Raw genomic sequence first — 24738 nt, 5'->3', positions numbered from 1 at the left:
GTCACATTCCTCGTCGGGGGGCGGCGCCCGCAGCGCTGCCGCCCCCTGGCCCGGCGCCCACCTGCCGCATGAACGGATTGGCGGCGCGCTCCTGGCCGATGGTGGTCTGGGGGCCGTGGCCCGAGAGCACCACGGTCTGATCCTCCAGCGGCAGGCACACACGTGCCAGCGACTGCAGGATCTCCTCGTGGTCTCCCCCGGGCAGGTCGGTACGTCCGACGGAGCCGGCGAAGAGCAGGTCACCCGAGAAGAACACCGGCGGGATGTCCGCCTGTTCGGGCATCCGGAACGTCACCGACCCCTTGGTATGGCCCGGGGCGTGCGCGACGGTCAGCTCCAGCCCGGCCAGCCGCAGCGTGGAGCCGTCGGTCAGCTCCTCCACGTCGTCCGGCTCGCCCACGGTCAGCTCGCCCATCAGCGGCTGACCGATGGTGCGGCCCAGCGCCTTCTCCGGGTCGCTCATCATGTAGCGGTCGGCGGGGTGGATCCAGGCCGGCACGTCATGTGCCCCGCACACAGGCACCACGGAGGCGACATGGTCGATGTGGCCGTGGGTGAGCACCACGGCGACCGGCTTCAGCCGGTGCTTGGCGACAGCCTCCTCGACACCCTCGGTGGCCAGATGGCCCGGGTCGATGATCACACACTCCTCGCCGGCGGCGGGGGCGACCAGATAGCAATTGGTCCCCCAGGCCCCGGCGGGGAACCCGGCAACGAGCACGATCGTCCTTCAGTCGTCCGGCAATCGAATCAAAACGGCGGTTCGCCGATCAGGCTGGTCACAGCCTACCGGCGGGGGCAGGGACACGGCGAACCCCTTCGGCGAACCCGTATACGGTACGGGCCGGACTCTGGTACTTACGCACGCAGCCCCTACGCACGCACGGCCTGAAGGAGACGACCCCGTGGTCACCAGTGATCAGCGCAGAAAGCAGCTCGCCCGCGAGAAGTACCTGCGCCAGCAGGAGCGAAGAGCGGCACGGCGGCGCAGGGCGCGGGTGCGCAACATCGCGATCGCTCTCGCCGCGGCACTGGTCCTGGCGGCCGGAGCCGCCTACGCCGCCTCCGGCGGACTCAACGGCGACGAGCAGAAGGACGAGGCCGCCGACGAGGCGAAGCCCTCGCCGAGCAAGCCCGCCGACCCGTGCGAGAAGCCCGCCAAGGGCAAGCCGAACGGCAAGAAGTGGAAGAAGGAGCCGGAACTGACCGTCGACGAGTCGGCCGACTACACGATGAAGCTGGCCACCACGTGCGGGGACGTCACCGTCGACATGGACGCCTCCAAGGCGCCGCACACCGTGAACTCCTTCCGGTTCCTGGCCGGAGAGGAGTTCTTCGACCACACCGAGTGCCACCGCCTGGTCGACCAGCAGATCCACGTCCTGCAGTGCGGCGATCCCACGGGCACCGGGAAGTCCGGCCCCGGCTACACGATCCCGGACGAGAACCTGAAGGACCCGCGGCTGAAGGGCGGCTCGTACCCCGCCGGCACCGTCGCCATGGCGAACAAGTACGACCCGCGGACGAAGAAGGGACGTGACTCCGGCGGCAGCCAGTTCTTCCTCGTCTTCGAGGACAGCCCCCTGCCCGCGGACTACACCCCGTTCGGCAAGATCACCGGCGGCATGGACGTGCTGAAGAAGATCGCAAAGGCGGGCTCGACGCCCGACCCCCAGACGCAGAACACCCCGCCCAACGCCACCGTCGTCATCGAGAAGGCGACGGTGCGCGAGTCCTGACAGGCGGCGCGGCGTCCCCCGCCCCGCTCTCCGCGTGCGGAATTTCGCTCCGCCCGCATGCGGACAGCGCGGGCGCGGTTCGCCTATGTTGGCAATGACGAGATCTGTGGACGATGCCGGGCCCTGCGCCCGACCTGGGCATCATGTGGAGGAGGGTGCTGTGAGCAGCGACCCGTCGTGGGGCCGCGTCGATGAGGCGGGGACCGTATACGTGCGTACAGCCGACGGTGAGAAGGTCGTCGGATCGTGGCAGGCAGGCTCCCCCGAGGAAGCGCTGGCCTACTTCACGCGCAAGTACGAGGGACTGGTGGTGGAGATCGGCCTCCTGGAGCGCCGGGTGAAGACCACCGACCTGTCCGCCAAGGACGCCACCACCGCCATCGAGCACCTGCGCGAGCAGGTCGACGCCCATCACGCCGTCGGCGATCTGGACGCGCTGAGCAAGCGGCTCGACGCCCTGACGGGGGTGGTCGAGCAGCGCCGCGAGGAGCGGAAGGCGCAGAAGGCTCAGCAGAACGAACAGGCCCGCCGGTCCAAGGAGGAACTGGTGGCCGAGGCGGAACAGCTCGCCGAGAGTGAGCAGTGGCGGGCTGCCGGTGAACGGCTGCGCGCTTTGGTCGACACCTGGAAGAGCCTGCCGCGGCTGGACCGCAAGACGGACGACGAGCTGTGGCGGCGCTTCTCCCATGCCCGCTCGGCCTTCTCCAAACGCCGTAAGGCCCACTTCGCGCAGCTGGACGCCCAGCGCGAGGAGGCCAGGCAGCGCAAGGAGAAACTGGTGGCGGAGGCGCAGGCGCTCTCCGACTCCCGCGACTGGGGTCCCACTGCCGCCAAGTACCGCGATCTGATGCAGGAGTGGAAGGCCGCAGGACGTGCCCAGCGGGAGCACGAGGACGACCTGTGGCAGCGCTTCCGCGGTGCGCAGGACGTCTTCTTCCAGGCCCGCAGCGAGGCGTTCGCCGAACGTGACAGCGAGCAGCGGGAGAACCTGGCGCGCAAGGAGGAGCTGGCCGCCGAGGCGGAGAAGCTCCTTCCGGTCACCGACCTCAAGGCCGCGCGCAGTGCCTTCCGCGCGGTCAACGAGCGCTGGGACGCCGTGGGGCACGTGCCCCGCGACGCCAGGCCGAAGGTCGAGGGCCGGATGCAGGCGGTGGAGCGGGCGCTCCAGGAGGCCGAGGAGTCCGAGTGGCGCCGCACCAACCCCGAGGCACGGGCACGGGCGGCGGGGCTGACCGGTCAGCTCCAGGACGCCGTCGACAAGCTGCGGCGCCAGGCCGAGCAGGCGCGGGCGGCGGGGAACACCGCCAAGGCCGACAAGTTGGAGAAGGAACTGGCCGGACGCCAGGAGCTGCTGGACCAGGCGCTCAAGGGCCTGGAGGAGTTCGGCGGCTGAGAAGGCGGCGGCCCCCCTGGCCCCGCGCGGTCCGCCGCGTCCCCGTACACCCTCGACGGTGGCACGGGGACGCGGCGGACCGCCCGCGTGTGCGGGGCGGGCGGGGCCGGGGCGTCAGGACGGGCGGCGGGCCGAGGTCACCCGGTAGACGTCGTAGACGCCCTCCACGCCGCGAACGGCCTTCAGCACATGCCCGAGGTGCTTGGGGTCGCCCATCTCGAAGGTGAAGCGCGAGGTGGCGACCCGGTCCCGGGATGTCTGCACCGCCGCCGAGAGGATGTTGACATGCTGGTCGGAGAGGATGCGGGTGACGTCGGAGAGCAGCCGCGAACGGTCCAGCGCCTCGACCTGAATGGCGACGAGGAAGACCGACGACTGGCTGGGCGCCCACTCCACGTCGATGATGCGCTCGGGCTCCTTGGTCAGTGAGTCCACGTTGACGCAGTCGGTGCGGTGGACGGAGACACCGTTCCCGCGGGTGACGAAGCCGATGACGGGGTCGCCGGGCACGGGCGTGCAGCAGCGGGCCAGCTTGACCCAGACATCGTCCACGCCCTTGACGACCACTCCGGGGTCGGAGTTCGCGCGCCGTTTGGCGCGGCGCGTGGTGGCGGGCATGGGCGGGGCGGTCTCGGCCAGGTCCTCGTTGGCGGCGTCCTCGCCGCCCAGGGACTGCACCAGCTTCTGCACGACGCTCTGCGCCGACATGTGGCCCTCGCCGATCGCGGCGTAGAGGGCGGAGATGTCGGGGTAGCGCATCTCGTGGGCGAGAGTGACCAGGGAGTCGCCGGTGAGGATGCGCTGGATCGGCAGGTTCTGCTTGCGCATCGCGCGGGCGATGGCGTCCTTGCCCTGCTCGATGGCCTCGTCGCGGCGTTCCTTGGTGAACCAGGCACGGATCTTGTTGCGGGCGCGCGGCGACTTCACGAAGCCGAGCCAGTCGCGGGAGGGGCCCGCGCCCTGCGACTTGGAGGTGAAGACCTCCACCGTGTCGCCGTTGTCGAGCGTCGACTCCAGCGGCACAAGGCGGCCGTTGACGCGGGCACCGATGGTGCGGTGACCGACCTCGGTGTGCACGGCGTAGGCGAAGTCGACGGGGGTGGCCTCGGCGGGCAGCGCGATCACGTCGCCCTTGGGGGTGAAGACGAAGACCTCGTTGCGGGAGAGGTCGAAACGCAGCGACTCCAGGAACTCGCCCGGGTCCTCGGTCTCCTTCTGCCAGTCGAGCAACTGCCGCAGCCAGGACATGTCGTTGACATGCTCGTCGCCCTTGCCGGCGCTCTTGGGCACGTCCGTACGGACCTTGGAGGCACCCGCGACGGCCTGCTGCTTGTACTTCCAGTGCGCGGCGATGCCGTACTCGGCACGACGGTGCATGTCGAAGGTGCGGATCTGCAGCTCGACCGGCTTGCCGCCGGGCCCTATCACCGTCGTGTGCAGCGACTGGTACATGTTGAACTTGGGCATCGCGATGTAGTCCTTGAACCGGCCCGGAACCGGGTTCCAGCGGGCGTGCACGGTGCCCAGCGCGGCGTAGCAGTCGCGGACGGTGTCGACCAGGACGCGGATGCCCACCAGGTCGTAGATCTCGGCGAAGTCCCGGCCCCGCACGATCATCTTCTGGTAGACGCTGTAGTAGTGCTTCGGGCGGCCGGTGACGGTGGCCTTGATGCGGGCGGCGCGCAGGTCTGCCTGCACCTCGTCCGTGACGACGGCCAGGTACTCGTCCCGCTTCGGCGCCCGCTCGGCGACCAGCCGCACGATCTCGTCGTACATCTTCGGATAGAGGATCGCGAAGGCGAGGTCCTCCAGCTCCCACTTGATGGTGTTCATGCCCAGCCGGTGCGCGAGCGGGGCGAAGATCTCCAGCGTCTCCCGGGCCTTCTGCTCCTGCTTGGCCCGCTTGAGATAGCGCATCGTGCGCATGTTGTGCAGCCGGTCGGCCAGCTTGATGACCAGCACCCGCGGGTCCTTGGCCATGGCTACGACCATCTTGCGTACGGTCTCCGCCTGCGCGGCCTCACCGAACTTGACCTTGTCGAGCTTGGTGACGCCGTCGACGAGGAGGGCGACCTGCTCTCCGAAGTCACGGCGGAGCGTCTCCAGGCCGTACTCGGTGTCCTCGACGGTGTCGTGCAGGAGCCCCGCCATGAGCGTCGCCGGGTCCATGCCCAGCTCGGCGAGGATGGTGGTGACAGCCAGCGGATGCGTGATGTAGGGATCGCCGCTCTTGCGCTTCTGGCCGCGGTGCCAGCGCTCGGCCACCTGGTAGGCGTGCTCGATCTGGCGCAGCGTGGCGGACTCGATCTTCGGGTCGTTGCCGCGCACTATCCGCAGCAGAGGCTCCAGGACCGGGTTGAAGGGGCTGGAGCGCTGCACTCCGAGACGGGCCAGACGCGCCCTTACACGATTGGAGGAGCCGGAGCGGCCCGAGACTCCGGAGACGGCGCGGGCGGGAGCCACACGCTCGCTCTGCGCCTGCTGCGCGGCCTCCTCACGCTCGGCCCGCACCTCCTTGTCCGCCTGGGACTGTCCGTTACGGGCGCTCCGGCCCCCCGCACGGGACTTCCCGCCCCCGGACCCGCCCGGGGAGCGGTCCTCGACTGCGGTGGGTGCCCGGCTGTCGCGCTGCGCCTCCGCACCGGGGCGGGAACCCCGGGCGTCACCGTCCCCTTCGCCCGTCCCGCTCGTCCCGGTCTCCACAGACGCCTTGCCGGTGGCCGCGGCGGCCGCGCCCGGCCCGCCGGGCTCGGCGTCGGAACGCTGTGCCGCCGTGAGCGGCTGGGCCTCGTCTGGCAAAAGCACTCCTCGTTCGACCCCAGGTCGGACTGCCATGGTATCGACCCGGGTCGCGGCCCCGCCCATGACGGGTGAGACAGGAGCGACAAAGGCGGACACCCGGGTCCGACGTGACGAACGTACCGGGTGACCGCCCTGTGCGGACGCCTCGTCGTCAGACCGTGACCAGGGCGTCCAGTTCCGCGTCGCCCAGGGCCGGCGCGAGGCGCTCCCGGCCGCCGAGGAATCCCAGCTCCAGCAGGACCGCCAGACCGGCGACATGCGCACCGGCCCGGCGGATCAGCTGCAGGGACGCCTCCGCTGTGCCTCCGGTGGCGAGCACGTCGTCGACGACGAGGACACGGTCCCCGGCGCCGAGGTCCTCGGCATGCACCTCCATCTCGGCGGTGCCGTACTCGAGCTCGTAGGACTGGGCGAGGGTGGCGCCGGGGAGCTTGCCGGCCTTGCGTACGGGGACGAAGCCGAGACCGGCCCGCACGGCAACCGGGGCGGCCAGGATGAATCCCCGCGCTTCGAGGCCGACGACCTTGGTGGCACCGCGTTCAGCGCAGATACGCGCGAGGGAGTCGGTCAGCAGCGTGAACGCCTCGGGGTCGGCGAGGAGGGGGGTGATGTCCTTGAACATCACCCCGGGCAGCGGGTAGTCCGCCACGTCGCGGATGCGGTCGAGAAGTATCCCGCGCACCTCGGCGGAGACCGTTGCCGACGCCTCACTCATCCCTGTCACCTCGCTCACCTGCGCTTTCCGGACGGGCGGTTACGGCCTCGGCCCTTGGATGCCGGCTGACGGCGCTGGGCACGCGAACCGGGCGCCTCACGCTGGACGCGGGGTCCGACGACGCCCGCGCCCGCGGCGGCGGGGTCGCCCGGGTCGGCGGCACCGGAGCCCTGGTCGCCGAGAGCCGTCCGCGGTCCGGAACCGTCGCGCGGCCCGTGCCCGTCCTGCCCGTCCTGCTCGTCCTGCTCGTCGTGGTCGTCTCCGCCCTCACGGCCCTCGGCCTTGAGCCGCTTGGCGCGCACACGCTTGGCCAGGGCCTTCATCTGCGGCTCGCGCTCCTTGAAGTCGGCCACGAGCGGGGTGGCGATGAAGATCGAGGAGTACGCACCGGCAGCGAGGCCGACGAAGAGGGACAGGGCGATGTCGTTGAGCATGCCGCCGCCCAGCAGCCCGCCGCCGATGAAGAGCAGACCCGCCACCGGCAGCAGCGCCACGACCGTGGTGTTGATGGAGCGCACCAGGGTGGCGTTGATGGAACGGTTGGCGATCTCGCTGTAGGTCCAGCGCGTCTGCTTCGTGACGTTGCGGCTGCCGTCTCTCAGCCCGTCGAAGACGACGACGGTGTCATAGAGCGAGTAGCCGAGAATCGTGAGCAGACCGATCACGGTGCCCGGCGTCACTTCGAACCCGACGAGCGAATAGACGCCGATGGTGATCGTGATGTCGTGGATCAGTGCGATCAGGGCGGCCAGCGCCATCCGCCACTCGAAGGCGATGGCGAGATAGATCACCACCAGGACCATGAAGATCCCCAGGCCCTGCCAGGCCTTGTTGGCGATCTGCTCACCCCAACTCGGGCCGACGAGCTGAGTGTCGATCTTGTTGATGTCCACCCTGAGGTCCTCGGCGAGAGCCTCCTTGACCTCGGTGGACTTGGCGGTGTCCACGCCGGCGATCTGCACGCGCATCCCACCGTTGCCCAATTGCTGGACGATGGCCGCGTGGCCCGAGCTCTCCTCCGCCAGGTCGGTCGTCTCCTGGACGGAGGCGGCGGTCTTGGGCGTGGTGAGGACGGCGCCGCCCTCGAACTCGATGCCCATGTTCAGACCGCGCACCCCGAGGCCCACGATCGCCGTGATCGTGATGAGGATGGAGACGCCGTACCAGAACATCCGCTTGCCGACGAAGTCGTAGCCGACCTCGCCCCGGTAGAGCCGGGCACCGAGATTGCCGAGCCTCGACATCTCATGCCTCCTTCGGTTCGGTGCTGACGACGGACGAACGACGGCCGCGGCGCAACGGCGGCTTGGCACCGAGCCGTGTCGGGTCGAGACCGGACCACGGATGACCGGCGGAGAAGAACTTCCGGCGGGCGAGCAGAACCATCAGCGGCTTGGTGAAGAAGAAGACCACGACGACGTCGAGCAGCGTCGTGAGCCCCAGCGTGAACGCGAAGCCCTGCACCTTTCCGACGGTGACGATGAAGAGCACCGCGGCGGCGAGGAACGAGACGAAGTCGGAGACGAGAATCGTGCGCCGGGCGCGCGGCCAGGCCCGTTCGACGGCGGGCCGCAGAGTACGGCCCTCGCGCACTTCGTCACGGATGCGTTCGAAGTAGACGATGAAGGAGTCCGCCGTGATGCCGATGGCGACGATCGCGCCGCACACGGCAGGCAGGTTCAGCGCGAAGCCGATGGCCGGGCCGAGCAGCGACATGAGCGTATAGGTGAGCACGGCGGAGACGAGGAGGGAGACGATCGCGATGAGCGACAGCCCTCGGTAGTACGCCACCAGATAGATGATCACCAGTGCGAGACCGATCGCGCCCGCGACGAGGCCCGCCTCCAGCTGGTCGCTGCCGAGGGCCGCTGTCACGGTGGTGACGTCCGACTCCTCGAAGGTGAGGGGCAGCGCACCGTAGGAGAGGATGTTGCCCAGCTCCTCGGCCGACTGCTGCGTGAAGCTTCCGGAGATCTCCGCGTTGGAGGTCAGCCGCTGACTCACCGAAGGGGCGGAGACGACCTCACCGTCCAGCGCGATGGCGAACTGGTTCTGCGGCTGCTGCTTCTTGGCCAGCTCGCCGGTGGTCTTGCCGAAGTCGCTGGAGCCCTTGTCGTCGAACGACATGGTGACGATCCACTGACCGCGCTGCTGGTCGAACTGCGCATCGGCGTCGGTGACGTTCTTCCCGTCGACACCGACCGGGCCCAGTACGTACTTGATCTTCTCCTTGGAGTCGCACGCGACGATGGGTTCGGAGGACTTGGTGGAGGCGGCCTGCTCACTCGCCTTCGCCCGCTGCTCCTTGGTGTTGCACTGCAGCTTCTCCAGCTTCTTCGCCAGCTCCGGCGATACGCCCGGGGGCTGCTGTTGCTGCGGCGGTGCCGTCGGCGGCGTGGTCTTGTCGGGCTTGGGAGTGGGCTCGTCATCGGCCGGGGCGGCCTTGAGGTCGTCGGTGACGGCCCGGCCCTGCTGGTCCTGGCCCTCCTGGCCCTTCTCCGCCTGCTGGCCCTGCTCGCCCTGGCCCTGCTCGCCCTGACCCTGCTCGCCCTGACCCTGCTCGCCCTGACCCTGCTCGCCCTGACCCTGCTCGCCCTGCTTCTCACCGGATCCTGACGGGGACGGCGCGGGCTGCTCCGGCTGCGGAGTGGTCGGCGCGTACGTCACCACCGGGCGGAAGGCCAGTTTGGCCGTGGTGCCGACCTGTTCGCGGGCCTGCTTCTCGTTGGTCCCGCGGGGGATGTTGGCGATGATGTGCCGGTCACCCTGGGTCTGGACCTCGGCCTCGGAGACGCCCAGACCGTTCACACGCCGCTCGATGATGCCCACGGCCGTGGTCATGTTCGTCTTGTTGATCGCGTCGGGCTTGCCCGGCTGGTTCCTGGCCTCGAGCGTGATGCTCGTACCGCCGGCGAGATCGATGCCCAGCCGCGGCGTCGTGTGGCCGGAGAGGAACATGCCCCCGGTCAGGCCCACCATGGCCAGCAGGATCAGCATCAGCGAGCGCCACGGTTTCCCCTGGCCGCCCGGGCTCCTGCGGCCCTTCTTCGGTGCTGCCACCTTCTCGTCTCTCCTGTCCCAACCGCCAGTGCCGGCCCAGGAGTCGAGTCGGGCCGCCACGCGGCGCACAAAGTGGTCTGCGGACATGCTCCGCCGCCGGGCCCGGTCGTGACCCGGCGGCGCCGACCCTACTCCGAGTCGGAGTCACCCTTCCGCTTGGTGTCCTTGGCCTTCTCCTCGGTCTCGGCCGCCTCTTCCTTCGAGGAGGCAGCCTCGCCGGCGGCGCCGGCGGTGGCCCCGTCCTCGCCGGAGGACTTGCCGAAGTCCACCTTCGAGTCGTCGGCGGAGGAGTCGTCCGAGGTCAGGGAGGAGGCGTCGTCGGGGACGACGGTCTCCTCGATGCCGAGGTCGGGCGTGGCGTTCACGATCCGCTCGTACTCGTCGGCCTCCAGAACGGCGCCGACGGAGTTCTTGGCGTACAGAGCGTGCGTCCCGGGTGCCACCTCAAGGAGGACCGTGTCGTCGCGGATCTCCTTGACGGTGGCGTACATGCCCCCGATCGTCCGGACGCCGGTGCCGGGCTGCATCGAGTCACGCATCTTCGCCGCCTGGCGCTGCTTGTTCTTGGCGGAGCGGGTCATCAGGAACATGGCCCCGATGAGCACGATGAAGGGGAGGAGAGTAACGATATTCACGGCGGAAGAAAGTCCTTCGCACGACCGCGTCTCAGCGGCCTGGATTTCGGGGTGGGCGTGCCGCCCGTGAGGGACGGCGTCGGCGGAGTCTAAGCGAGCCCTCGCCACTGGAACAACGTCAAGTGTGGCACTGGGGTTCCTGACCCCGGGTGTATCAGCACGGTCACTCTCCGAAGAGCCCTTGTTGTCCGGTTCCTCCCGGAAGGGCCGGCGGCGTCTGCGGGGGCCGGGCCAGCCCGAGGTGGTCCCAGGCAGCGGGCGTCGCGATCCTCCCACGGGGCGTACGGGCCAGCAGCCCCTCCCGCACCAGGAACGGCTCGGCGACCTCCTCGACGGTCTCCCGCTCCTCCCCCACCGCGACCGCCAGGGTGGAGAGTCCGACGGGCCCCCCGCCGAACAGCTTGAGCAGGGCGCCCAGTACGGCACGGTCGAGCCTGTCCAGACCGCGCTCGTCGACCTCGTAGACGCGCAGGGCGCGCGAGGCGATCTCGCGGTCGATCACCCCGTCGGCCTTGACCTGGGCGTAGTCCCGCACTCGGCGCAGCAGGCGGTTGGCAATACGGGGCGTGCCACGGGAGCGTCCGGCGATCTCGGTGGCTCCCTCGGCGTCCGTCTCCACCTCCAGCAGCCGGGCGGAGCGGTGGACGACCTGCTCCAGTTCGCCCGGCTCGTAGAACTCCATGTGCGCGGTGAAGCCGAACCGGTCGCGCAACGGAGGCGGCAGCAGACCGGCACGCGTGGTGGCGCCGACGAGCGTGAAGGGCGGCAGTTCCAGCGGGATCGCCGTGGCCCCGGGCCCCTTTCCGACGATCACGTCGACGCGGAAGTCCTCCATGGCCATGTAGAGCATCTCCTCCGCGGGCCGCGACATCCGGTGGATCTCGTCCAGGAAGAGGACCTCGCCCTCGTGGAGGGAGGAGAGGATCGCGGCGAGGTCGCCCGCGTGCTGGATGGCCGGACCGGAGGTGATGCGGATCGGCGCGGCCATCTCCGAGGCGATGATCATGGAAAGGGTCGTCTTGCCGAGCCCCGGCGCTCCGGAGAGCAGGACGTGATCGGCCGTGCCGTTGCGCCGCCGGGCCGCTCTGAGGACGAGGTCGAGCTGCTCGCGCACCTTCGACTGGCCGATGAACTCGCTCAGTTCCTTCGGGCGCAGCGCCGCCTCGACGGCGCTCTCCTCGCCGTCTGCCTCGGCGCCGACGAGGCGGCCGTCACCGTGGTCCGCCTGGTCCGCCTGGTCGGCGGTGTACTCGTCCCTGGTCATGACGCCTGCCCCTGACTGTGCCTGTGCCTTGCCCGCTCACCCCGTGCGGAGCGGCGCGCCGCGTGTCCTCGCCCCGCGCGCCCGCGCATCTACCGCGCCCGGTTCAGCGTCTGCAGGGCGGCGCGCAGCAGTTGCGGTACGGGAGGCTCGGTGCCGGAGGCCGCCGCGGCCTCGGCCTGTGGAGCGACGGCGGCGACGGCCTCGTCGGCCTCACGCGTGGCGTATCCCAATCCGACGAGCGCAGAGTGCAGTTGGGACCGCCAGCCGCCCCCGGACTCTGCTGCCGGACGCTGCCCGGCACCGGCGCGGCCGCCGGCGACCGGATCGCCCAGCCGGTCCTTCAGCTCCAGCAGCAGCTTCTGCGCCCCCTTCTTCCCGATGCCCGGGACAGCGGTCAGCGTCTTCTCGTCCCCCTCGGCGACGGCCGCGCGCAGCGCGTCGGGAGAGTGCACGGCGAGCATCGCCTGCGCGAGCCGCGGGCCGACGCCACTGGCCGTCTGCAGCAACTCGAAGGTCTGCCGGGCGTCTTCGTCCTCGAAGCCGTAGAGAGTGAGTGAATCCTCCCGGACCACGAGGGAGGTGGCGAGCTCGGCACGGGAGCCGACCCGCAACTGCGCCAGTGTGCCCGGCGTGCACTGCACGGCCATTCCCACACCGCCGACCTCGACCACGGCGGTGTCCGGGGCGAGAGCGGCGACGGGGCCGGAGACGAACGCGATCATCAGGCGGTGCCTTTCGGGGAACGACTCTCCGGGGAACGGCTCTCCGGGGAACGGCTCTGGGGGGAACGGCTCTGGGGGGAGCGGCCCTCCGGGGAACGGCTGACGGCATCGGCGGCGGCCCGGGACGCGGCGTGCTGGGACGCGGCGTGCTGGGCGTGTGCCTGCTGCAGGCGGTTGAGCCGCTGCTGCACCGGAGCGCGCCAGATGTGGCAGATTGCCAGCGCGAGCGCGTCGGCGGCGTCGGCGGGGCGCGGCGGCGCGTCGAGCTGGAGCAGCCGCATGACCATGGTGGCGACCTGCGCCTTCTCCGCCCTGCCCGTGCCCGTCACGGCGGCCTTGACCTCGCTCGGCGTGTGCAGGGCCACGGGCAGTCCGCGGCGGGCGGCGCAGAGCATGGCGACCGCACTGGCCTGGGCGGTGCCCATCACCGTGCGGACGTTGTGCTGGCTGAACACCCGCTCGACGGCGACTGCTTCGGGGCTGTGCGTGTCCAGCCACTGCTCCACGCCCCGCTCGATCAGGACGAGGCGCTCGGCGACCGCGGTGTCCGAGGGCGTACGCACGACACCGGCGGTGAGCATCCTCAGCGGGCGGCCCGCCGTTCCCTCGACGACTCCGAGGCCGCAGCGGGTCAGCCCCGGGTCGACACCGAGCACACGCACGCCGCTCCTCCTCGTCCCGCGGTTGGTTCCCCCGACAACTCCCGCAGGTTATCGGCCGCTGCCGACAACGGCGCAGGGCCGTACCCGCACGGGAGCGTGAAGCGGCGTGCCCCGGCGGGCCGTTGACAGCGCCCGGCGCGCGGGCGGCCCTGGCGCGTCGGCTTCCGGGAAGGTGACGCCGGCACCGGACGGCGCCCGTTCCCGACGGCAGCGGGTACGGGCGCCGGATGTCACGCAGCCCCGGACATGCGGGACGGCCCCGGATGCGCGCGGCCGTCTCAGGCGTCGACCTTGGCCATGACGTCGTCGGCGACGTCGAAGTTGGCGAAGACGTTCTGCACGTCGTCGCTGTCTTCGAGCGCGTCGATCAACTTGAAGATCTTGCGGGCGCCTTCCTCCTCCAGCGGCACCTGCACGCTGGGCAGGAAGCTGTTGTCCGCCGACTCGTAGTCGATGCCGGCGTCCACCAGAGCCGTACGCACCGCGACCAGGTCGGTGGCCTCACTGATGACCTCGAAGCTCTCGCCCAGGTCGTTGACCTCCTCAGCACCGGCCTCCAGCACGGCCGCCAGTACGTCGTCCTCGGCCAGTCCGCTCTCGCCCTTGGGGACGATCACGACACCCTTGCGGTTGAAGAGGTAGGAGACGGAACCGGGGTCGGCCATGGAGCCGCCGTTGCGGGTCATGGCGACACGCACGTCGGAGGCGGCGCGGTTGCGGTTGTCGGTGAGGCACTCGATGAGCACGGCCACGCCGTTGGGCCCGTAGCCCTCGTACATGATCGTCTCGTAGTCGGCACCGCCGGCTTCGAGTCCGGCACCGCGCTTGACCGCGCTGTCGATGTTCTTGTTGGGCACCGAGCTCTTCTTCGCCTTCTGGATGGCGTCGTAGAGGGTCGGGTTGCCCTCCGGGTCGGCGCCGCCCGTACGGGCCGCGACCTCGATGTTCTTGATCAGTTTGGCGAAGAGTTTGCCGCGCTTGGCATCGATCACGGCCTTCTTGTGCTTGGTGGTTGCCCACTTAGAGTGGCCGGACACAGCCTCGCTCCTTCAACGTCACCGGTTCGCTTCGACGCGGAGATCCTACCGCCAAGCCGCTCGGCGGCCCGACCTCCGCGCCTCCCGCCCTGGCTGCGCACCGCGCCGCCGGACGGTTCCCGGCGCCGCGCTGCGTCAGGTGGTCAGCCCAGCACCGTACGCACCATGTCCACGAAGAGCGCGTGCACCCGGTGGTCCCCTGTGAGTTCGGGGTGGAACGAGGTCGCCAGCAGGGCGTCCTGGCGCACCGCAACCGGATGCCCCGCGCAGACCGCCAGTGTCTCCGCCCGCGCCCCGGTCGACTCCACCCACGGGGCCCTGATGAAGACGCCGTTGAGCGGACCGCCCCGCATGCCGGTCACCTCCAGCGGCGCCTCGAACGACTCGTTCTGCCGCCCGAAGGCGTTGCGCCGCACGATCATGTCGATGCCGCCGACCGTCTCCTGTCCCGACCTCGGGTCCAGGATCTTGTCGGCGAGCATGATCATGCCCGCACAGGAGCCGTAGGCCGGCATGCCCGCCGCGACGCGCTCGCGCAGGGGCTCCATCAGGCCGAAGGCGACGGCCAGTTTGGAGATGGTGGTCGATTCACCGCCCGGGATCACCAGCGCGTCGACCTGCGCGAGTTCCTCGGGACGGCGCACGGTGCACGCCCGCGCCCCCGCCTCCCTCAGCGCGGCGAAGTGCTCGCGGACATCGCCCTGGAGGGCGAGGACGCCGACGGTGGGAGTGCTCACGGTGCAGGTACCTCTCGTACGGTTCCGGTTCGCGTCATACGGTTCCCGTCACGCTCTGCGCCGGCCGCGCGGCGCGACGGCTCCCGCCCGCCGCGCGCCCGTGCCCGCCCGCACCGCACGCGGCGGTACGGGCGAACGCGGGGGCTACCAGCCGCGTGACGCGTAGCGCTCACCCTCGGGAAGGGTGTCGCAGTTGATGCCGACCATGGCTTCTCCAAGGCCGCGCGAGGCGTCAGCGATGATCTTCGGGTCGTCGAAGAAGGTGGTGGCCTTCACGATCGCCGCGGCACGCCTGGCCGGGTCGCCCGACTTGAAGATGCCCGAGCCCACGAAGACGCCCTCCGCGCCGAGTTGGCGCATCAGCGCGGCGTCGGCCGGGGTCGCGACGCCGCCGGCGGAGAAGAGCACCACGGGCAGCTTGCCCAGCCCGGCGGTCTCCTTGACCAGCTCGTACGGTGCGCGCAGCTCCTTGGCCGCCGCGTACAGCTCGTGGCTGTCCAGCGCCCTGAGCCTGCCGATCTCGCCCTTGATCTGACGCATGTGGCGCACGGCCTCGACGATGTTGCCGGTGCCCGCCTCGCCCTTGGAGCGGATCATGGCCGCGCCCTCGGAGATGCGCCGCAGCGCCTCGCCGAGGTTGGTGGCACCGCACACGAAGGGGGTGGTGAAGCCGAACTTGTCGCTGTGGTTGGCCTCGTCGGCCGGGGTGAGGACCTCCGACTCGTCGATGTAGTCGACGCCGAGCGCCTGCAGGACCTGGGCCTCGGCGAAGTGCCCGATGCGGGACTTGGCCATCACCGGGATGGAGACGGCCTCGATGATCCCTTCGATCATGTCCGGGTCGGACATGCGCGCGACGCCGCCGTCCTTGCGGATGTCCGCGGGGACCCGCTCCAGCGCCATGACCGCGACAGCGCCGGCGTCCTCGGCGACCTTCGCCTGCTCGGGCGTCACGACGTCCATGATCACGCCGCCCTTGAGCTGTTCGGCCATGCCGCGCTTGACGCGGGCGGTTCCGGTCTCGCCGACCGGGGCGGAGGCGGCGGAGGACTCGGATGACGGGGTGGACACGCTATGACCTCACTCGACGGGTGAAAGTAGGACAGGGCCACGGTAGGCCCGCTGCATACACCGTCACCGACAGGGGTGGCCCCGGAAAAGGGCCAATTCCGGTGCGGTGGCCTGCCCTCCGGGGGCCCTGTCACACCCCCGCTGCCGCTCCTGGCCCCGAAACCTTGAGCCCGAGGGTCGTCGAGGCGGCCCCTCGCCCCCTCGGCTCCCTGGCTCCTCGCGCGGCTCAGCGCGGGGCGGCGCCGTTGGCCCGGTCGGCGAGCGCGGGCGGCGGCTCGTCGTCCATCTCGAAGGCCAGCGGGAAGGGCGCGTAGCCGGCCAGCCGAAGCCACAGGACCGTGCGGTGGCGGCGCAGGGCACGCGCCGCGCGTACCGCGTCGTTGTGGAAGCGCCTGGCCATCGGCACCCGCCGGACGGCAGCCGCCAGCTCGCCCGCCGCGTCCTCACCGCCGGGAGCCGCTCGTACGGCCTCGACCTGGGCGCTCTCGGCGAATACAGCCCGCAGCGCCTGGCTCAGCTCGCTCTCGGCGACCTCACGCTGGTCCTCCTGCGCCTGCCGCGCGTCGTGCGCGGCCTGGTAGAGGACGATCGAGGCCGCCGGGTCCAGCACGCCCGCGGTGGCCAGCTCCTGCGCCACCGAGGCGCGGCGCAGCAGCTGCGCGTCCAGCGCGGCCCTGGCCGCGTCGATACGGGCGTGCAGCCGGTCCAGCCGTCCGGCCGTCCAGCTCAGATAGACGCCGAGCAGCAGCACCGCGACGGCGAGCAGAATCAGGGTGGTCATGGTCGGCATCGCTACGGCGCTCTCCCTCGGTCCTCAGCACTCCTCGGCCCGCCACGGCGCGACCCTTCCCGCTCGGGCGGCTCTTCCCCCTCGGGCGGTTCTCCCCGTGCCGGCGGCTCCGCGCTCACGCCTCTGCCGGTAGGGACGCGTCGCCGGACCCTGCCGCATTCACTCACGGGCCAGACCGAGGCGGGCGCGCAGACCGATGCGCTCGTCGGGGGCGACGGAGGCGGCGCCGTCGGCGACTGTCTCGTAGACGGAGAGGATGTCCGCACCGACGGTGTCCCAGTCGAAGCGCCGTACATGCCGGCTGCCGTACGCGCGCAGCCGCTCACGCCGCTCCGGGTCGCCCAGCAGCCGTACGGCGGCCTCGGCGAGTTCACCGGCGTTCTCGTTGGCGAAGAGCTGACCCGCCTGTCCGCCGTCCAGCACCTGTGCGAAGGCGTCCAGATCGCTGGCGAGCACGGGCGCGCCCGCCGACATCGCCTCGACGAGGATGATCCCGAAGGACTCCCCGCCGGTGTTCGGCGCGACGTAGAGATCGACGCTGCGCAGCAGCCGCGCCTTGTCCTCGTCGCTGACCATGCCGAGGAACTCCACGCGCTCGCGCATGCGCACGGGCAGCGACTCGACGGCCTCCTTCTCGTCGCCCCGTCCCGCGACGAGAAGCCGCGTGCCGGGCAGCGACTCCAGGATGCGCGGGAAGGCCCTCATCAGCACCGGAAGCCCCTTGCGGGGTTCGTCGATCCGTCCGATGAAGCCGATCGTGCCGCCCTGCCACTCGGCCTTCGGCTCGGCGCCGGCGAAGAAGCCGACGTCGACGCCGTTGGGGATGACCACGGCGTCGCCGCCGAGGTGCTCGACAAGGGTGCGCCGCGCGTACTCGCTCACCGCTATCCGCGCGCTGATCTTCTCCAGCGCCGGCTGGAGGATCGGATACGCCGCGATCATCGCCCGGGAACGCGGGTTGGAGGTGTGGAACGTGGCCACGATCGGCCCCTGCGCCGCCCAGCACGTGAGCAGGGCGAGCGAGGGCGAGGCGGGCTCGTGGATGTGCAGCACGCCGAAGCGGCCCTCGTGCACCCAGCGCCGTACGCGCGCCGCGGAGAGGAAGCCGAAGTTGAGCCGTGCGACCGAGCCGTTGTAGGGCACCGGGACGGCGCGGCCGGCGGAGACGACGTAGGGCGGCAGCGCGGTCTCCTCGTCGGACGGCGCCAGGACGGACACCTCGTGCCCCTGCCCGATCAGATGCTCCGCCAGGTCCCGGATGTGGAACTGGACACCGCCGGGCACGTCCCAGGAGTACGGGCAGACGATCCCGATCCTCATGCGTCCCGCTCCTCCTTCGGCGCCCCGGTGCCGGCGCCCGCGGTGTCCGGCCGTGCGGTGTCCAGGTCGCTCAGCCAGAGGCGCTGCAGCATGTGCCAGTCCTCGGGGTGTTCGGCGATGCCCTCGGCGAAGGCGTCGGCCAGGGCCTGGGTCATCACGGCCGTCTTCTCCGCCCGCGTGCCCTGCGCGGGCGTGGGGACCGGCGGGTGGACCCGCCCCTCCAGCACGGGCGGGTCGCCGTACCAGAGCGTCGCCGGCAGCAGCAGCGCACCCGTCTGCTGGGCGAGCAGGGCCGGGCCGGCGGGCATCCGCGCACGCTCGCCGAAGAAGGTCACGCCCACTCCGGACGCGGACAGGTCGCGGTCGGCCACCAGGCATACGAGCCCGCCGTCGCGCAGCCTCCGCGCGAGCGTGCCGAAGGCGGCGCCCCCGGAGTGCGGGAGCACCTCCATGCCCAGGCTCTCGCGGTAGGCCACGAAGCGGTCGAAGAGCGACTCCGGCCTCAGGCGTTCGACGACGGTGCTGAAGGGCGTCTTGAGTCCTGCGGTGACGTAGGCGCCCGCCAGGTCCCAGTTGGCCAGGTGCGGCAGGGCGAGGATGACGCCGCGCTCGGAGGCGATTCCGTCGGTCAGCCGGTGCAGGTCGGTGATGCGCACGCTCTCCCGTATGCGCTGCTCACTCCAGGCGGGCAGCCGGAAGGACTCCATCCAGTAACGCAGGTAGGAGCGCATGCCCTGGCGTGAGAGCTGCCTGAGGCGCTCCGGGGAGGCGCCGGGCACCACGCGGGCGAGGTTGTTCTCCAGCTGCCGTACGCCCCTGCCGCGGCGCTTCCAGGCGCTGTCGGCGACGCGCCGTCCCAGCGCGGCGGCGGCGGGCTCGGGGAGCTTGCGCACTCCGGCCCAGCCCAGCCCGTACAGCGAGTCCGTCAGCCGTTCACGGGCCCTGCTCACGCCGTTCCCGTCCCTTCCGCCTCGGCGGCTTCCGCGGCCTCACGGCGGATGGTCACCACACGCTGGCCGAGCGTGACGATACTGCCCAGCGCGACCACCCACAGCGCGACCGGCAGCAGGATGCCGATGTGGGGCACGCCGAAGACCGTGAATCCCGACAGGCCGGCCAGCACCAGCGTGATGACGAGCCGTTCGGCGCGCTCCACCAGGCCGTTGACGTTCACCGGCAGGCCGATGCTCTCGCCCCGGGCCTTGGTGTAGGAGACGACCTGGCCGCTGGCGAGGCAGAAGATCGCCACGGCGCACATCAGGACGCTGTCTCCGCCCCCCGCGTACCACAGCGCGATGCCGCCGAAGACCGCGGCGTCGGCGACACGGTCGAGGGTGGAGTCGAGGAAGGCGCCCCAGCGGCTCGAACGCCCCAGTTGCCGGGCCATGTTGCCGTCGACGAGGTCGGAGAAGACGAAGAGCGTGATGACGACGGTGCCCCAGAAGAAGTGGCCGCCCGGATAGAAGGCCAGCGCGCCCGCGACCACGCCGCCGGTGCCGATCAGCGTGACGGTGTCGGGACTCACTCCCAGACGCAGCAGCAGCGCGGCGAAGGGGGTGAGGACACGCGTGAAGAACGCACGCGCGTACTTGTTCAGCATGGTGGTCCCGGAAAGTCGACGGCGTTCCCGGTGACGGGGTCCGGCCACCGGGGAGCCCATCGTAGTCAGCCTCGCCGGGCCTCACGGCCACGGGCGGACGCCGCGGGAGGGCGGGCGCACGCCGCCGCGCCGCGCGGCGGGTTCGGTGCGGGAGGAGGAGAAGGAGAGCGGCGAGGGCAGGCACCAAGTGGCCCGCGGGACCGTCGGTGTTGTGCAGGCCCCGCCCCCGGGGGACGGGGACCGGCCCCGCCGTCCGGGGCCTCGTCCGCCCCTGCCCCGAGAGGGCGGCGCCTCCGCGCTGGAGCAGCGGCACACGGGAGGGCCCAGGCGCCCGGCGCACGGTCCCGTCCGCGCGTCCTCCCAGGTCCGGATCGTCCCCGTGCGTCACGTATGGACGCCCCCCGGCAGCGGTGGAAAGCTCGGAGTACCGCGGTTTTCGCGACAAGGGTGTCGACCGGAAGGCGGGACACATGGGCGACAAGGCGAGCACGCACGCCGGAGCCGCCGGCAGGGCAGCGGCGGCCGGCCAGCCCTCAGCACTGCGCAACGTGGTGCTGGTCGGCCACAGCGGTTCGGGAAAGACCACACTCGTCGAAGCACTCGCGCTGGCCTCCGGTGCGGTGACCAGAGCCGGCAGGGTCGAGGAGGGAAGCTCACTCTCCGACTACGACGAGATCGAGCACCGGCAACATCGTTCGGTGCAGCTCTCCCTGGTACCGGTGGAGTGGGGCGGAGTCCGCATCAATGTGCTGGACACCCCCGGCTACGCCGATTTCGTCGGGGAGTTGAGGGCCGGTCTGCGGGCGGCGGACGCGGCCCTCTTCGTCGTCTCGGCGGCGGACGGGGTGGACGGTGCGACCCGTCTGGTCTGGGACGAGTGCGCCGCCGTGGGGATGCCCCGGGCGATCGTGGTGACCCATCTCGACGCCGCGCGCGCCGACTTCGAGGAGATGGCGGCCCAGTGCCAGCGGACCTTCGGCGGTGACGACCCCGACGCGGTGATCCCCCTGTATCTGCCGCTGCGGGGCGAGGAGGGCCCCGACGGGCACGCCCCCGTCGAGGGACTGATCGGGCTGCTCTCCCAGCGGGTCTTCGACTACTCCTCCGGCACCCGCACCGAACGCGACCCCGACCCCGCGCTGCTGCCGCTGATCGAGGAGTCCAGGAACCGCCTCATAGAGGGGATCATCGCCGAGAGCGAGGACGAGACCCTGATGGACCGCTACCTCGAGGAAGGCGACTGCGACACCAGGACACTCGTCGCCGACCTGGAGAAGGCCGTCGCCCGGGGCGTCTTCCACCCGGTGCTGGCGGCGGCACCCGCCGCCGGGGGCAGCCGCCAGGGGCTGGGCACGGTCGAGCTGCTGGAGCTGATCACCGGGGGCTTCCCCACTCCGCTGGAGCGCGGGATCCCCGCCGTGACCACCCCGCAGGGCGCGCCCCGCCCCGCGCTGGCCTGCGATCCTCAGGGGCCGCTGGCGGCCGAGGTCGTCAAGACCTCCTCCGACCCGTACGTGGGGCGCATCTCGCTCGTCCGGGTCTTCTCCGGAACCCTGCGCCCCGACGAGACGGTGCACGTGTCCGGCCACGGCCTGGAGGACCGCGGACACGAGGACCACGACGTGGACGAGCGGGTCGGGGCCCTGTCCGCACCGTTCGGCAAGCAGCAGCGCCCGCTGCCCAAGGCCGTGGCCGGTGACCTCGCCTGCGTCGCGAAGCTCAACCGCGCCGAGACGGGGGACACCCTCTCCGGCAAGGACGACCCGCTGCTGATGGAGCCGTGGGTGATGCCGGACCCGCTGCTGCCCGTCGCCATCCAGGCGCACAGCAAGGCCGACGAGGACAAGCTCTCGCAGGGGCTGTCGCGGCTGGTCGCCGAGGACCCCACGATGCGCCTGGAGCAGAACCCCGACACCCACCAGCTCGTGCTGTGGTGCCTGGGCGAGGCCCACATGAGCGTCGCCCTGGAGCGGCTGCGCGGGCGCTACGGCGTGCACGTCGACACCGTCGCGCACAAGGTCTCGCTGCGGGAGACCTTCGCCGAGGAGGCCGCCGGGCGCGGACGGCACGTCAAGCAGTCGGGCGGGCACGGCCAGTTCGCGATCTGCGAGATCACCGTGGAGCCCCTGCCGGGAGGTTCGGGCATCGAGTTCGTCGACAAGGTCGTCGGCGGCGCCGTGCCCCGGCAGTTCATCCCGTCCGTGGAGAAGGGCGTACGGGCACAGGCCGCCAGGGGTGTCGCCGCCGGGTACCCCCTGGTGGACTTCCGGGTGACGCTGCACGACGGCAAGGCCCACTCCGTGGACTCCTCCGACGCCGCCTTCCAGACCGCGGGGGCGCTCGCACTGCGCGAGTGCGCCGCCAAGGCGCGCATCCATCTGCTGGAGCCGGTGGCGGAGTTGCGGGTGAGCGTGGCGGACGAGTACGTCGGCGCGGTGATGAGCGACCTGTCAGGTCGCCGCGGCCGGGTCTCGGGCACCGAGCAGGCGGCTCCGGGCCAGACACTGGTGCGGGCGCTGATCCCGGAGATCGAGATCAGCCGGTACGCCGTCGAGCTGCGGTCCCTCTCGCACGGGACGGGACGCTTCGCCCGTACGTACGCCTGCCACGAGCCGATGCCCCAGCAGCGGGCCGGCAAGATCCTGGAAGCGGCGCAGAACGGCGGCTGACGGCAGCTACGCTGGACAAAGACGCGTGAAAAGGTGTGCAGCCCACGACAGTTGGGAATGTGCCGTGGTCGGTGCGTGCCGCCGGCCCGGCGGCATCCCGGGCGGGCGGCCGCGGCTGCACGCAGGCGAGGCACAGCGAAGTGGGTGGGGGCTCAGTGGCGGGATTCGACGACTTCGACGGGATCGAGGCCGCGTCCGACTTCTCCCCGGGCGCGCAGATCCCGCTCTCGGGGCCCGGCGGACAGACGGCGGCGACACAGGCCCTGGCCTCCGCCGCGTACCGCGACGGGCCCGTCACGGACATCGTGGACGCCAACGACGGTGCGTCGGTGAAGAAGCCGCGCCTCTCCCTCTTCGAACCGAACCTCGGGGAGGCCTTCTCCCGTGCCGTACAGGTGCGGCTGCTCGGCGGCGCGCGCAAGGCACTCATCCAGTCCTTCGGCATCGAGCCGCAGACCGTGGTCGAGCACTGCCTGGCGGCGAACCGGATACGCAAGGACCGCGACACCCGGCTGACGGTCATCATGACGATCTTCGGGGTGCTGTTCCTGCCCGGCACCCTGCTGTGGCTGATCGCCTTCCAGCTGCGCCGCGCCCTCGCGGGCTCGCAGGACAAGCGCGTGGGCGCCCTCGGCATGGCGGCGATGGTCGCCCTGGGCGGGCTGGCGGTCCTCTTCGTGCTCAAGCTGCCCTTCGACGGCTGGCTCGCGATATACCTGCGCGCCATGCTCGTCGCCCCCGTCGTCGGATGGCTGTGGGCGAAGCAGGTCTGCGAGCGCTCGGCCAAGATGCTGCGCGGGCAGTGGGCGCAGCTCCTGGGAGGCAGCGGCATCGGAGCGAAGATCCCCGAGGCGGTGCCGCACCACCCGGGGGACGCCGGCGCGGAGCGTATCCGCCTGGGTCTGGCCAAACTCTCCGCGGAGCAGGCCAGCAACCTCGTCTACTACGCGGGCCCCAAGGGCATACTCGGCATGGGCACCCGCTGGGGCAGCTGGCAGCTCGCCGAGGAACTGGTGCCGAAGGACCCCGGGGGGGACATCCACCCCTTCCGCAGCTGGGACGTGGTCCGCGCGATCCACGACCAGCTGCGCCTGCTGGAGCGCGGCCCGCTGCACACCGGCGGCTTCCCCCGGCCCTCCATACGGCACTGGATCGTCTCCCCCATCGGTGAGGGCGCCAAGGACGTCACCCGCCCCGAGGGCCAGGAGGTCGAGGGCTACCGCATCAGGGACTTCGAGATACAGCGCATCTGCAACGAGCAGCAGTTCGGCAGCGGCAACAGGCACTACCTGGGCGTGCAGTTCGTGCTCTGGGACGGCCAGTTGGTGATCACGCTGCTGATCACGGTGACGGTGCTGCACCACACCCTGCGCATCGAGGTCACCGGTCACGCGCTCGGCCCGGTGCACCCGCTCTTCACCACGAAGCCGAAGGCGAAGACCAAGGAAGTCTCCAAGAGCGTGCGCTTCTGGGAGACCAAGGAGGTCACGCTGCCGCTGGTCCACGCCCGCGAGGTCGTCCGGCTGACCGCACGCGCGCCCTTCACCTGGTTCCCGCCGGTGCTGGACTTCCTGGGCGGCAAGCTGAACCTGCCCGAGCCCTTCGGGCTGCGGCACGCGTGGGCGGACAAGCCGTGGCGGCACCGCTTCATGGCGGACGACGCGCTGCGTGCGGCGACCCCGGTGCTGCGTGTGGTGCATTCGGCGGCGCTGCGCGTACTGGAGGAGAACGGCTGCGACACCGCACAGTTCGGCGCACGCTCTCTCGCGCTCAGCGGCCAGGTGCAGGCCGCCGAGCCCTCGAAGGCGGACGCCTACGACGCTTGATCAGCCGGCCCGCAGACCCGCCGGCATCCGGTCCACGGCGCGCATGAGGCCCGTCCCGCGCACGGCCTCCGGGGCGTGAGCGGGTCAGTCGGGCGTGCGGCCGTGGAGCCCTGCGCCCGCCGGCCTCAGGGTGTGTCCTTCCAGGCGTCCGCCAGCATCGCCCGTGTCTCGGCCAGGAGTTGGGGAAGTACCCGGGTGTGGCCGACGACCGGCATGAAGTTGGTGTCGCCGCCCCACCGCGGCACGACGTGCTGGTGCAGGTGCGCCGCGATGCCCGCCCCGGCGACAGCGCCCTGGTTCATGCCGATGTTGAAGCCCTGGGCGCCGGAGGCGGCCCGCAGCGTGTTCATCGCGCGCTTCGTGAGGAGGGCGAGTTCCGCGGTCTCCTCGTCGCTGAGACCGGGGTAGTCGGCGACGTGTCGGAAGGGGACGACCATGAGATGCCCACCGGTGTACGGATACAGGTTGAGCACCGCGTATGCGTGCTCACCGCGGGCCAGGACGAGACCGTCCTCGTCGCTCTTGGACGGGATCGCGCAGAACGGGCAGCCGTCGCCGGCACCGGGGCCGCTGGGCTTGTTCTCACCCTGGATGTAGGCCATGCGGTGAGGTGTCCACAGGCGCTGGAACGCGTCCGGCGTCCCGACCCCGATCTGCTGCTCCGGCTCGCTCGTCATGCGGGCCAGCATAAGACTT

21 protein-coding genes are annotated in these 24738 nt (G+C 71.1%); 4 read left to right on the top strand and 17 right to left on the bottom strand.

Features of this window, described 5'->3' with window-relative positions:
• Position 1: 1 nt before the first annotated feature.
• On the bottom strand, positions 2 to 721 hold the full coding sequence (locus H343_RS0113625; protein WP_028431602.1) for an MBL fold metallo-hydrolase: 720 nt from the start codon (positions 719 to 721) through the stop codon (positions 2 to 4).
• A 184-nt stretch (positions 722 to 905) separates the two neighbouring features.
• Here H343_RS0113625 and H343_RS0113620 point away from each other — a divergent pair, with 184 nt between their 5' ends.
• Both H343_RS0113620 and H343_RS0113615 read left to right on the top strand, forming a co-directional pair.
• Positions 906 to 1739 carry a peptidylprolyl isomerase gene (locus H343_RS0113620; RefSeq protein WP_028431601.1) on the top strand — a complete coding sequence of 278 codons (834 nt, stop codon included), beginning with the start codon at positions 906 to 908 and terminating at the stop codon, positions 1737 to 1739.
• A gap of 160 nt (positions 1740 to 1899) precedes the next feature.
• Positions 1900 to 3132 carry a DUF349 domain-containing protein gene (locus tag H343_RS0113615; RefSeq protein WP_028431600.1) on the top strand — a complete coding sequence of 411 codons (1233 nt, stop codon included), beginning with the start codon at positions 1900 to 1902 and terminating at the stop codon, positions 3130 to 3132.
• 114 nt (positions 3133 to 3246) lie between these two features.
• Here the strand turns inward: H343_RS0113615 and H343_RS0113610 are convergent, their stop codons facing one another.
• The 15 genes from H343_RS0113610 to pgsA form a co-directional block, all read right to left on the bottom strand.
• Positions 3247 to 5931 (bottom strand): RelA/SpoT family protein, encoded by a 2685-nt coding sequence (locus H343_RS0113610; protein WP_028431599.1) that lies wholly within the window; start codon positions 5929 to 5931, stop codon positions 3247 to 3249.
• Between the two features lie 154 nt (positions 5932 to 6085).
• The gene (locus tag H343_RS0113605; protein WP_028431598.1) at positions 6086 to 6649 is read right to left on the bottom strand and encodes an adenine phosphoribosyltransferase; all 564 of its coding nucleotides are present in this window, start codon (positions 6647 to 6649) and stop codon (positions 6086 to 6088) included.
• A 14-nt stretch (positions 6650 to 6663) separates the two neighbouring features.
• The gene (secF, locus tag H343_RS0113600; RefSeq protein ID WP_028431597.1) at positions 6664 to 7893 is read right to left on the bottom strand and encodes a protein translocase subunit SecF; all 1230 of its coding nucleotides are present in this window, start codon (positions 7891 to 7893) and stop codon (positions 6664 to 6666) included.
• Position 7894: 1 nt separating this feature from the next.
• Positions 7895 to 9709 carry a protein translocase subunit SecD gene (secD, locus tag H343_RS0113595; RefSeq protein ID WP_028431596.1) on the bottom strand — a complete coding sequence of 605 codons (1815 nt, stop codon included), beginning with the start codon at positions 9707 to 9709 and terminating at the stop codon, positions 7895 to 7897.
• A gap of 128 nt (positions 9710 to 9837) precedes the next feature.
• The gene (yajC, locus tag H343_RS0113590; protein WP_028431595.1) at positions 9838 to 10344 is read right to left on the bottom strand and encodes a preprotein translocase subunit YajC; all 507 of its coding nucleotides are present in this window, start codon (positions 10342 to 10344) and stop codon (positions 9838 to 9840) included.
• 163 nt (positions 10345 to 10507) lie between these two features.
• Positions 10508 to 11608, bottom strand: a complete 1101-nt coding sequence (ruvB, locus tag H343_RS0113585; RefSeq protein ID WP_028431594.1) for a Holliday junction branch migration DNA helicase RuvB — start codon at positions 11606 to 11608, stop codon at positions 10508 to 10510.
• A gap of 89 nt (positions 11609 to 11697) precedes the next feature.
• Positions 11698 to 12330 carry a Holliday junction branch migration protein RuvA gene (gene ruvA / locus H343_RS0113580; RefSeq protein ID WP_028431593.1) on the bottom strand — a complete coding sequence of 211 codons (633 nt, stop codon included), beginning with the start codon at positions 12328 to 12330 and terminating at the stop codon, positions 11698 to 11700.
• On the bottom strand, positions 12330 to 12992 hold the full coding sequence (gene ruvC / locus H343_RS30495; RefSeq protein ID WP_051265154.1) for a crossover junction endodeoxyribonuclease RuvC: 663 nt from the start codon (positions 12990 to 12992) through the stop codon (positions 12330 to 12332). Before ruvC ends, ruvA begins: the two co-directional genes overlap by 1 nt.
• Positions 12993 to 13270: 278 nt before the next feature.
• On the bottom strand, positions 13271 to 14029 hold the full coding sequence (locus tag H343_RS0113570) for a YebC/PmpR family DNA-binding transcriptional regulator (RefSeq protein ID WP_028431592.1): 759 nt from the start codon (positions 14027 to 14029) through the stop codon (positions 13271 to 13273).
• A gap of 143 nt (positions 14030 to 14172) precedes the next feature.
• The gene (gene pdxT, locus H343_RS0113565; RefSeq protein WP_028431591.1) at positions 14173 to 14766 is read right to left on the bottom strand and encodes a pyridoxal 5'-phosphate synthase glutaminase subunit PdxT; all 594 of its coding nucleotides are present in this window, start codon (positions 14764 to 14766) and stop codon (positions 14173 to 14175) included.
• Between the two features lie 144 nt (positions 14767 to 14910).
• On the bottom strand, positions 14911 to 15837 hold the full coding sequence (gene pdxS / locus H343_RS0113555) for a pyridoxal 5'-phosphate synthase lyase subunit PdxS (protein ID WP_028431590.1): 927 nt from the start codon (positions 15835 to 15837) through the stop codon (positions 14911 to 14913).
• 226 nt (positions 15838 to 16063) lie between these two features.
• Positions 16064 to 16627 carry a membrane protein gene (locus tag H343_RS0113550; RefSeq protein ID WP_028431589.1) on the bottom strand — a complete coding sequence of 188 codons (564 nt, stop codon included), beginning with the start codon at positions 16625 to 16627 and terminating at the stop codon, positions 16064 to 16066.
• Between the two features lie 159 nt (positions 16628 to 16786).
• Positions 16787 to 17947, bottom strand: a complete 1161-nt coding sequence (locus H343_RS0113545) for a glycosyltransferase family 4 protein (protein ID WP_028431588.1) — start codon at positions 17945 to 17947, stop codon at positions 16787 to 16789.
• A complete protein-coding gene (locus H343_RS30490) occupies positions 17944 to 18897 on the bottom strand; it encodes a phosphatidylinositol mannoside acyltransferase (RefSeq protein ID WP_051265152.1) in 954 nt (317 codons plus the stop codon). The genes H343_RS0113545 and H343_RS30490 overlap by 4 nt, the downstream gene beginning before the upstream one ends.
• A complete protein-coding gene (gene pgsA, locus H343_RS0113535; protein ID WP_028431587.1) occupies positions 18894 to 19547 on the bottom strand; it encodes a phosphatidylinositol phosphate synthase in 654 nt (217 codons plus the stop codon). Before pgsA ends, H343_RS30490 begins: the two co-directional genes overlap by 4 nt.
• 470 nt (positions 19548 to 20017) lie before the next feature.
• On the opposite strand from pgsA, the gene H343_RS0113530 reads away from it, so the two are divergent.
• The gene (locus H343_RS0113530) at positions 20018 to 22216 is read left to right on the top strand and encodes an elongation factor G-like protein EF-G2 (RefSeq protein ID WP_028431586.1); all 2199 of its coding nucleotides are present in this window, start codon (positions 20018 to 20020) and stop codon (positions 22214 to 22216) included.
• A gap of 155 nt (positions 22217 to 22371) precedes the next feature.
• On the top strand, positions 22372 to 24042 hold the full coding sequence (locus H343_RS0113525; RefSeq protein ID WP_028431585.1) for a hypothetical protein: 1671 nt from the start codon (positions 22372 to 22374) through the stop codon (positions 24040 to 24042).
• A gap of 125 nt (positions 24043 to 24167) precedes the next feature.
• Here H343_RS0113525 and H343_RS0113520 read toward each other — a convergent pair whose 3' ends face one another.
• Positions 24168 to 24731 carry an HIT family protein gene (locus tag H343_RS0113520; RefSeq protein WP_028431584.1) on the bottom strand — a complete coding sequence of 188 codons (564 nt, stop codon included), beginning with the start codon at positions 24729 to 24731 and terminating at the stop codon, positions 24168 to 24170.
• Positions 24732 to 24738: the final 7 nt, after the last annotated feature.

The organism is Streptomyces sp. TAA204 (assembly GCF_000424965.1).
Note: the sequence above shows the minus strand (reverse complement) of the source record. Positions and strands in the feature narration are given on the sequence as shown.

Bases quoted from the DNA above. Each gene is read 5' to 3' on its own strand.
- pgsA (WP_028431587.1), bottom strand. From the start codon at position 19,547: ATGCTGAACAAGTACGCGCGTGCGTTCTTCACGCGTGTCCTCACCCCC.
- ruvB (WP_028431594.1), bottom strand. From the start codon at position 11,608: ATGACCAGGGACGAGTACACCGCCGACCAGGCGGACCAGGCGGACCAC.
- H343_RS0113605 (WP_028431598.1), bottom strand. From the start codon at position 6,649: ATGAGTGAGGCGTCGGCAACGGTCTCCGCCGAGGTGCGCGGGATACTT.
- H343_RS0113550 (WP_028431589.1), bottom strand. From the start codon at position 16,627: ATGCCGACCATGACCACCCTGATTCTGCTCGCCGTCGCGGTGCTGCTG.
- H343_RS0113545 (WP_028431588.1), bottom strand. From the start codon at position 17,947: ATGAGGATCGGGATCGTCTGCCCGTACTCCTGGGACGTGCCCGGCGGT.
- ruvA (WP_028431593.1), bottom strand. From the start codon at position 12,330: ATGATCGCGTTCGTCTCCGGCCCCGTCGCCGCTCTCGCCCCGGACACC.
- H343_RS0113520 (WP_028431584.1), bottom strand. From the start codon at position 24,731: ATGCTGGCCCGCATGACGAGCGAGCCGGAGCAGCAGATCGGGGTCGGG.
- secF (WP_028431597.1), bottom strand. From the start codon at position 7,893: ATGTCGAGGCTCGGCAATCTCGGTGCCCGGCTCTACCGGGGCGAGGTC.
- H343_RS0113530 (WP_028431586.1), top strand. From the start codon at position 20,018: ATGGGCGACAAGGCGAGCACGCACGCCGGAGCCGCCGGCAGGGCAGCG.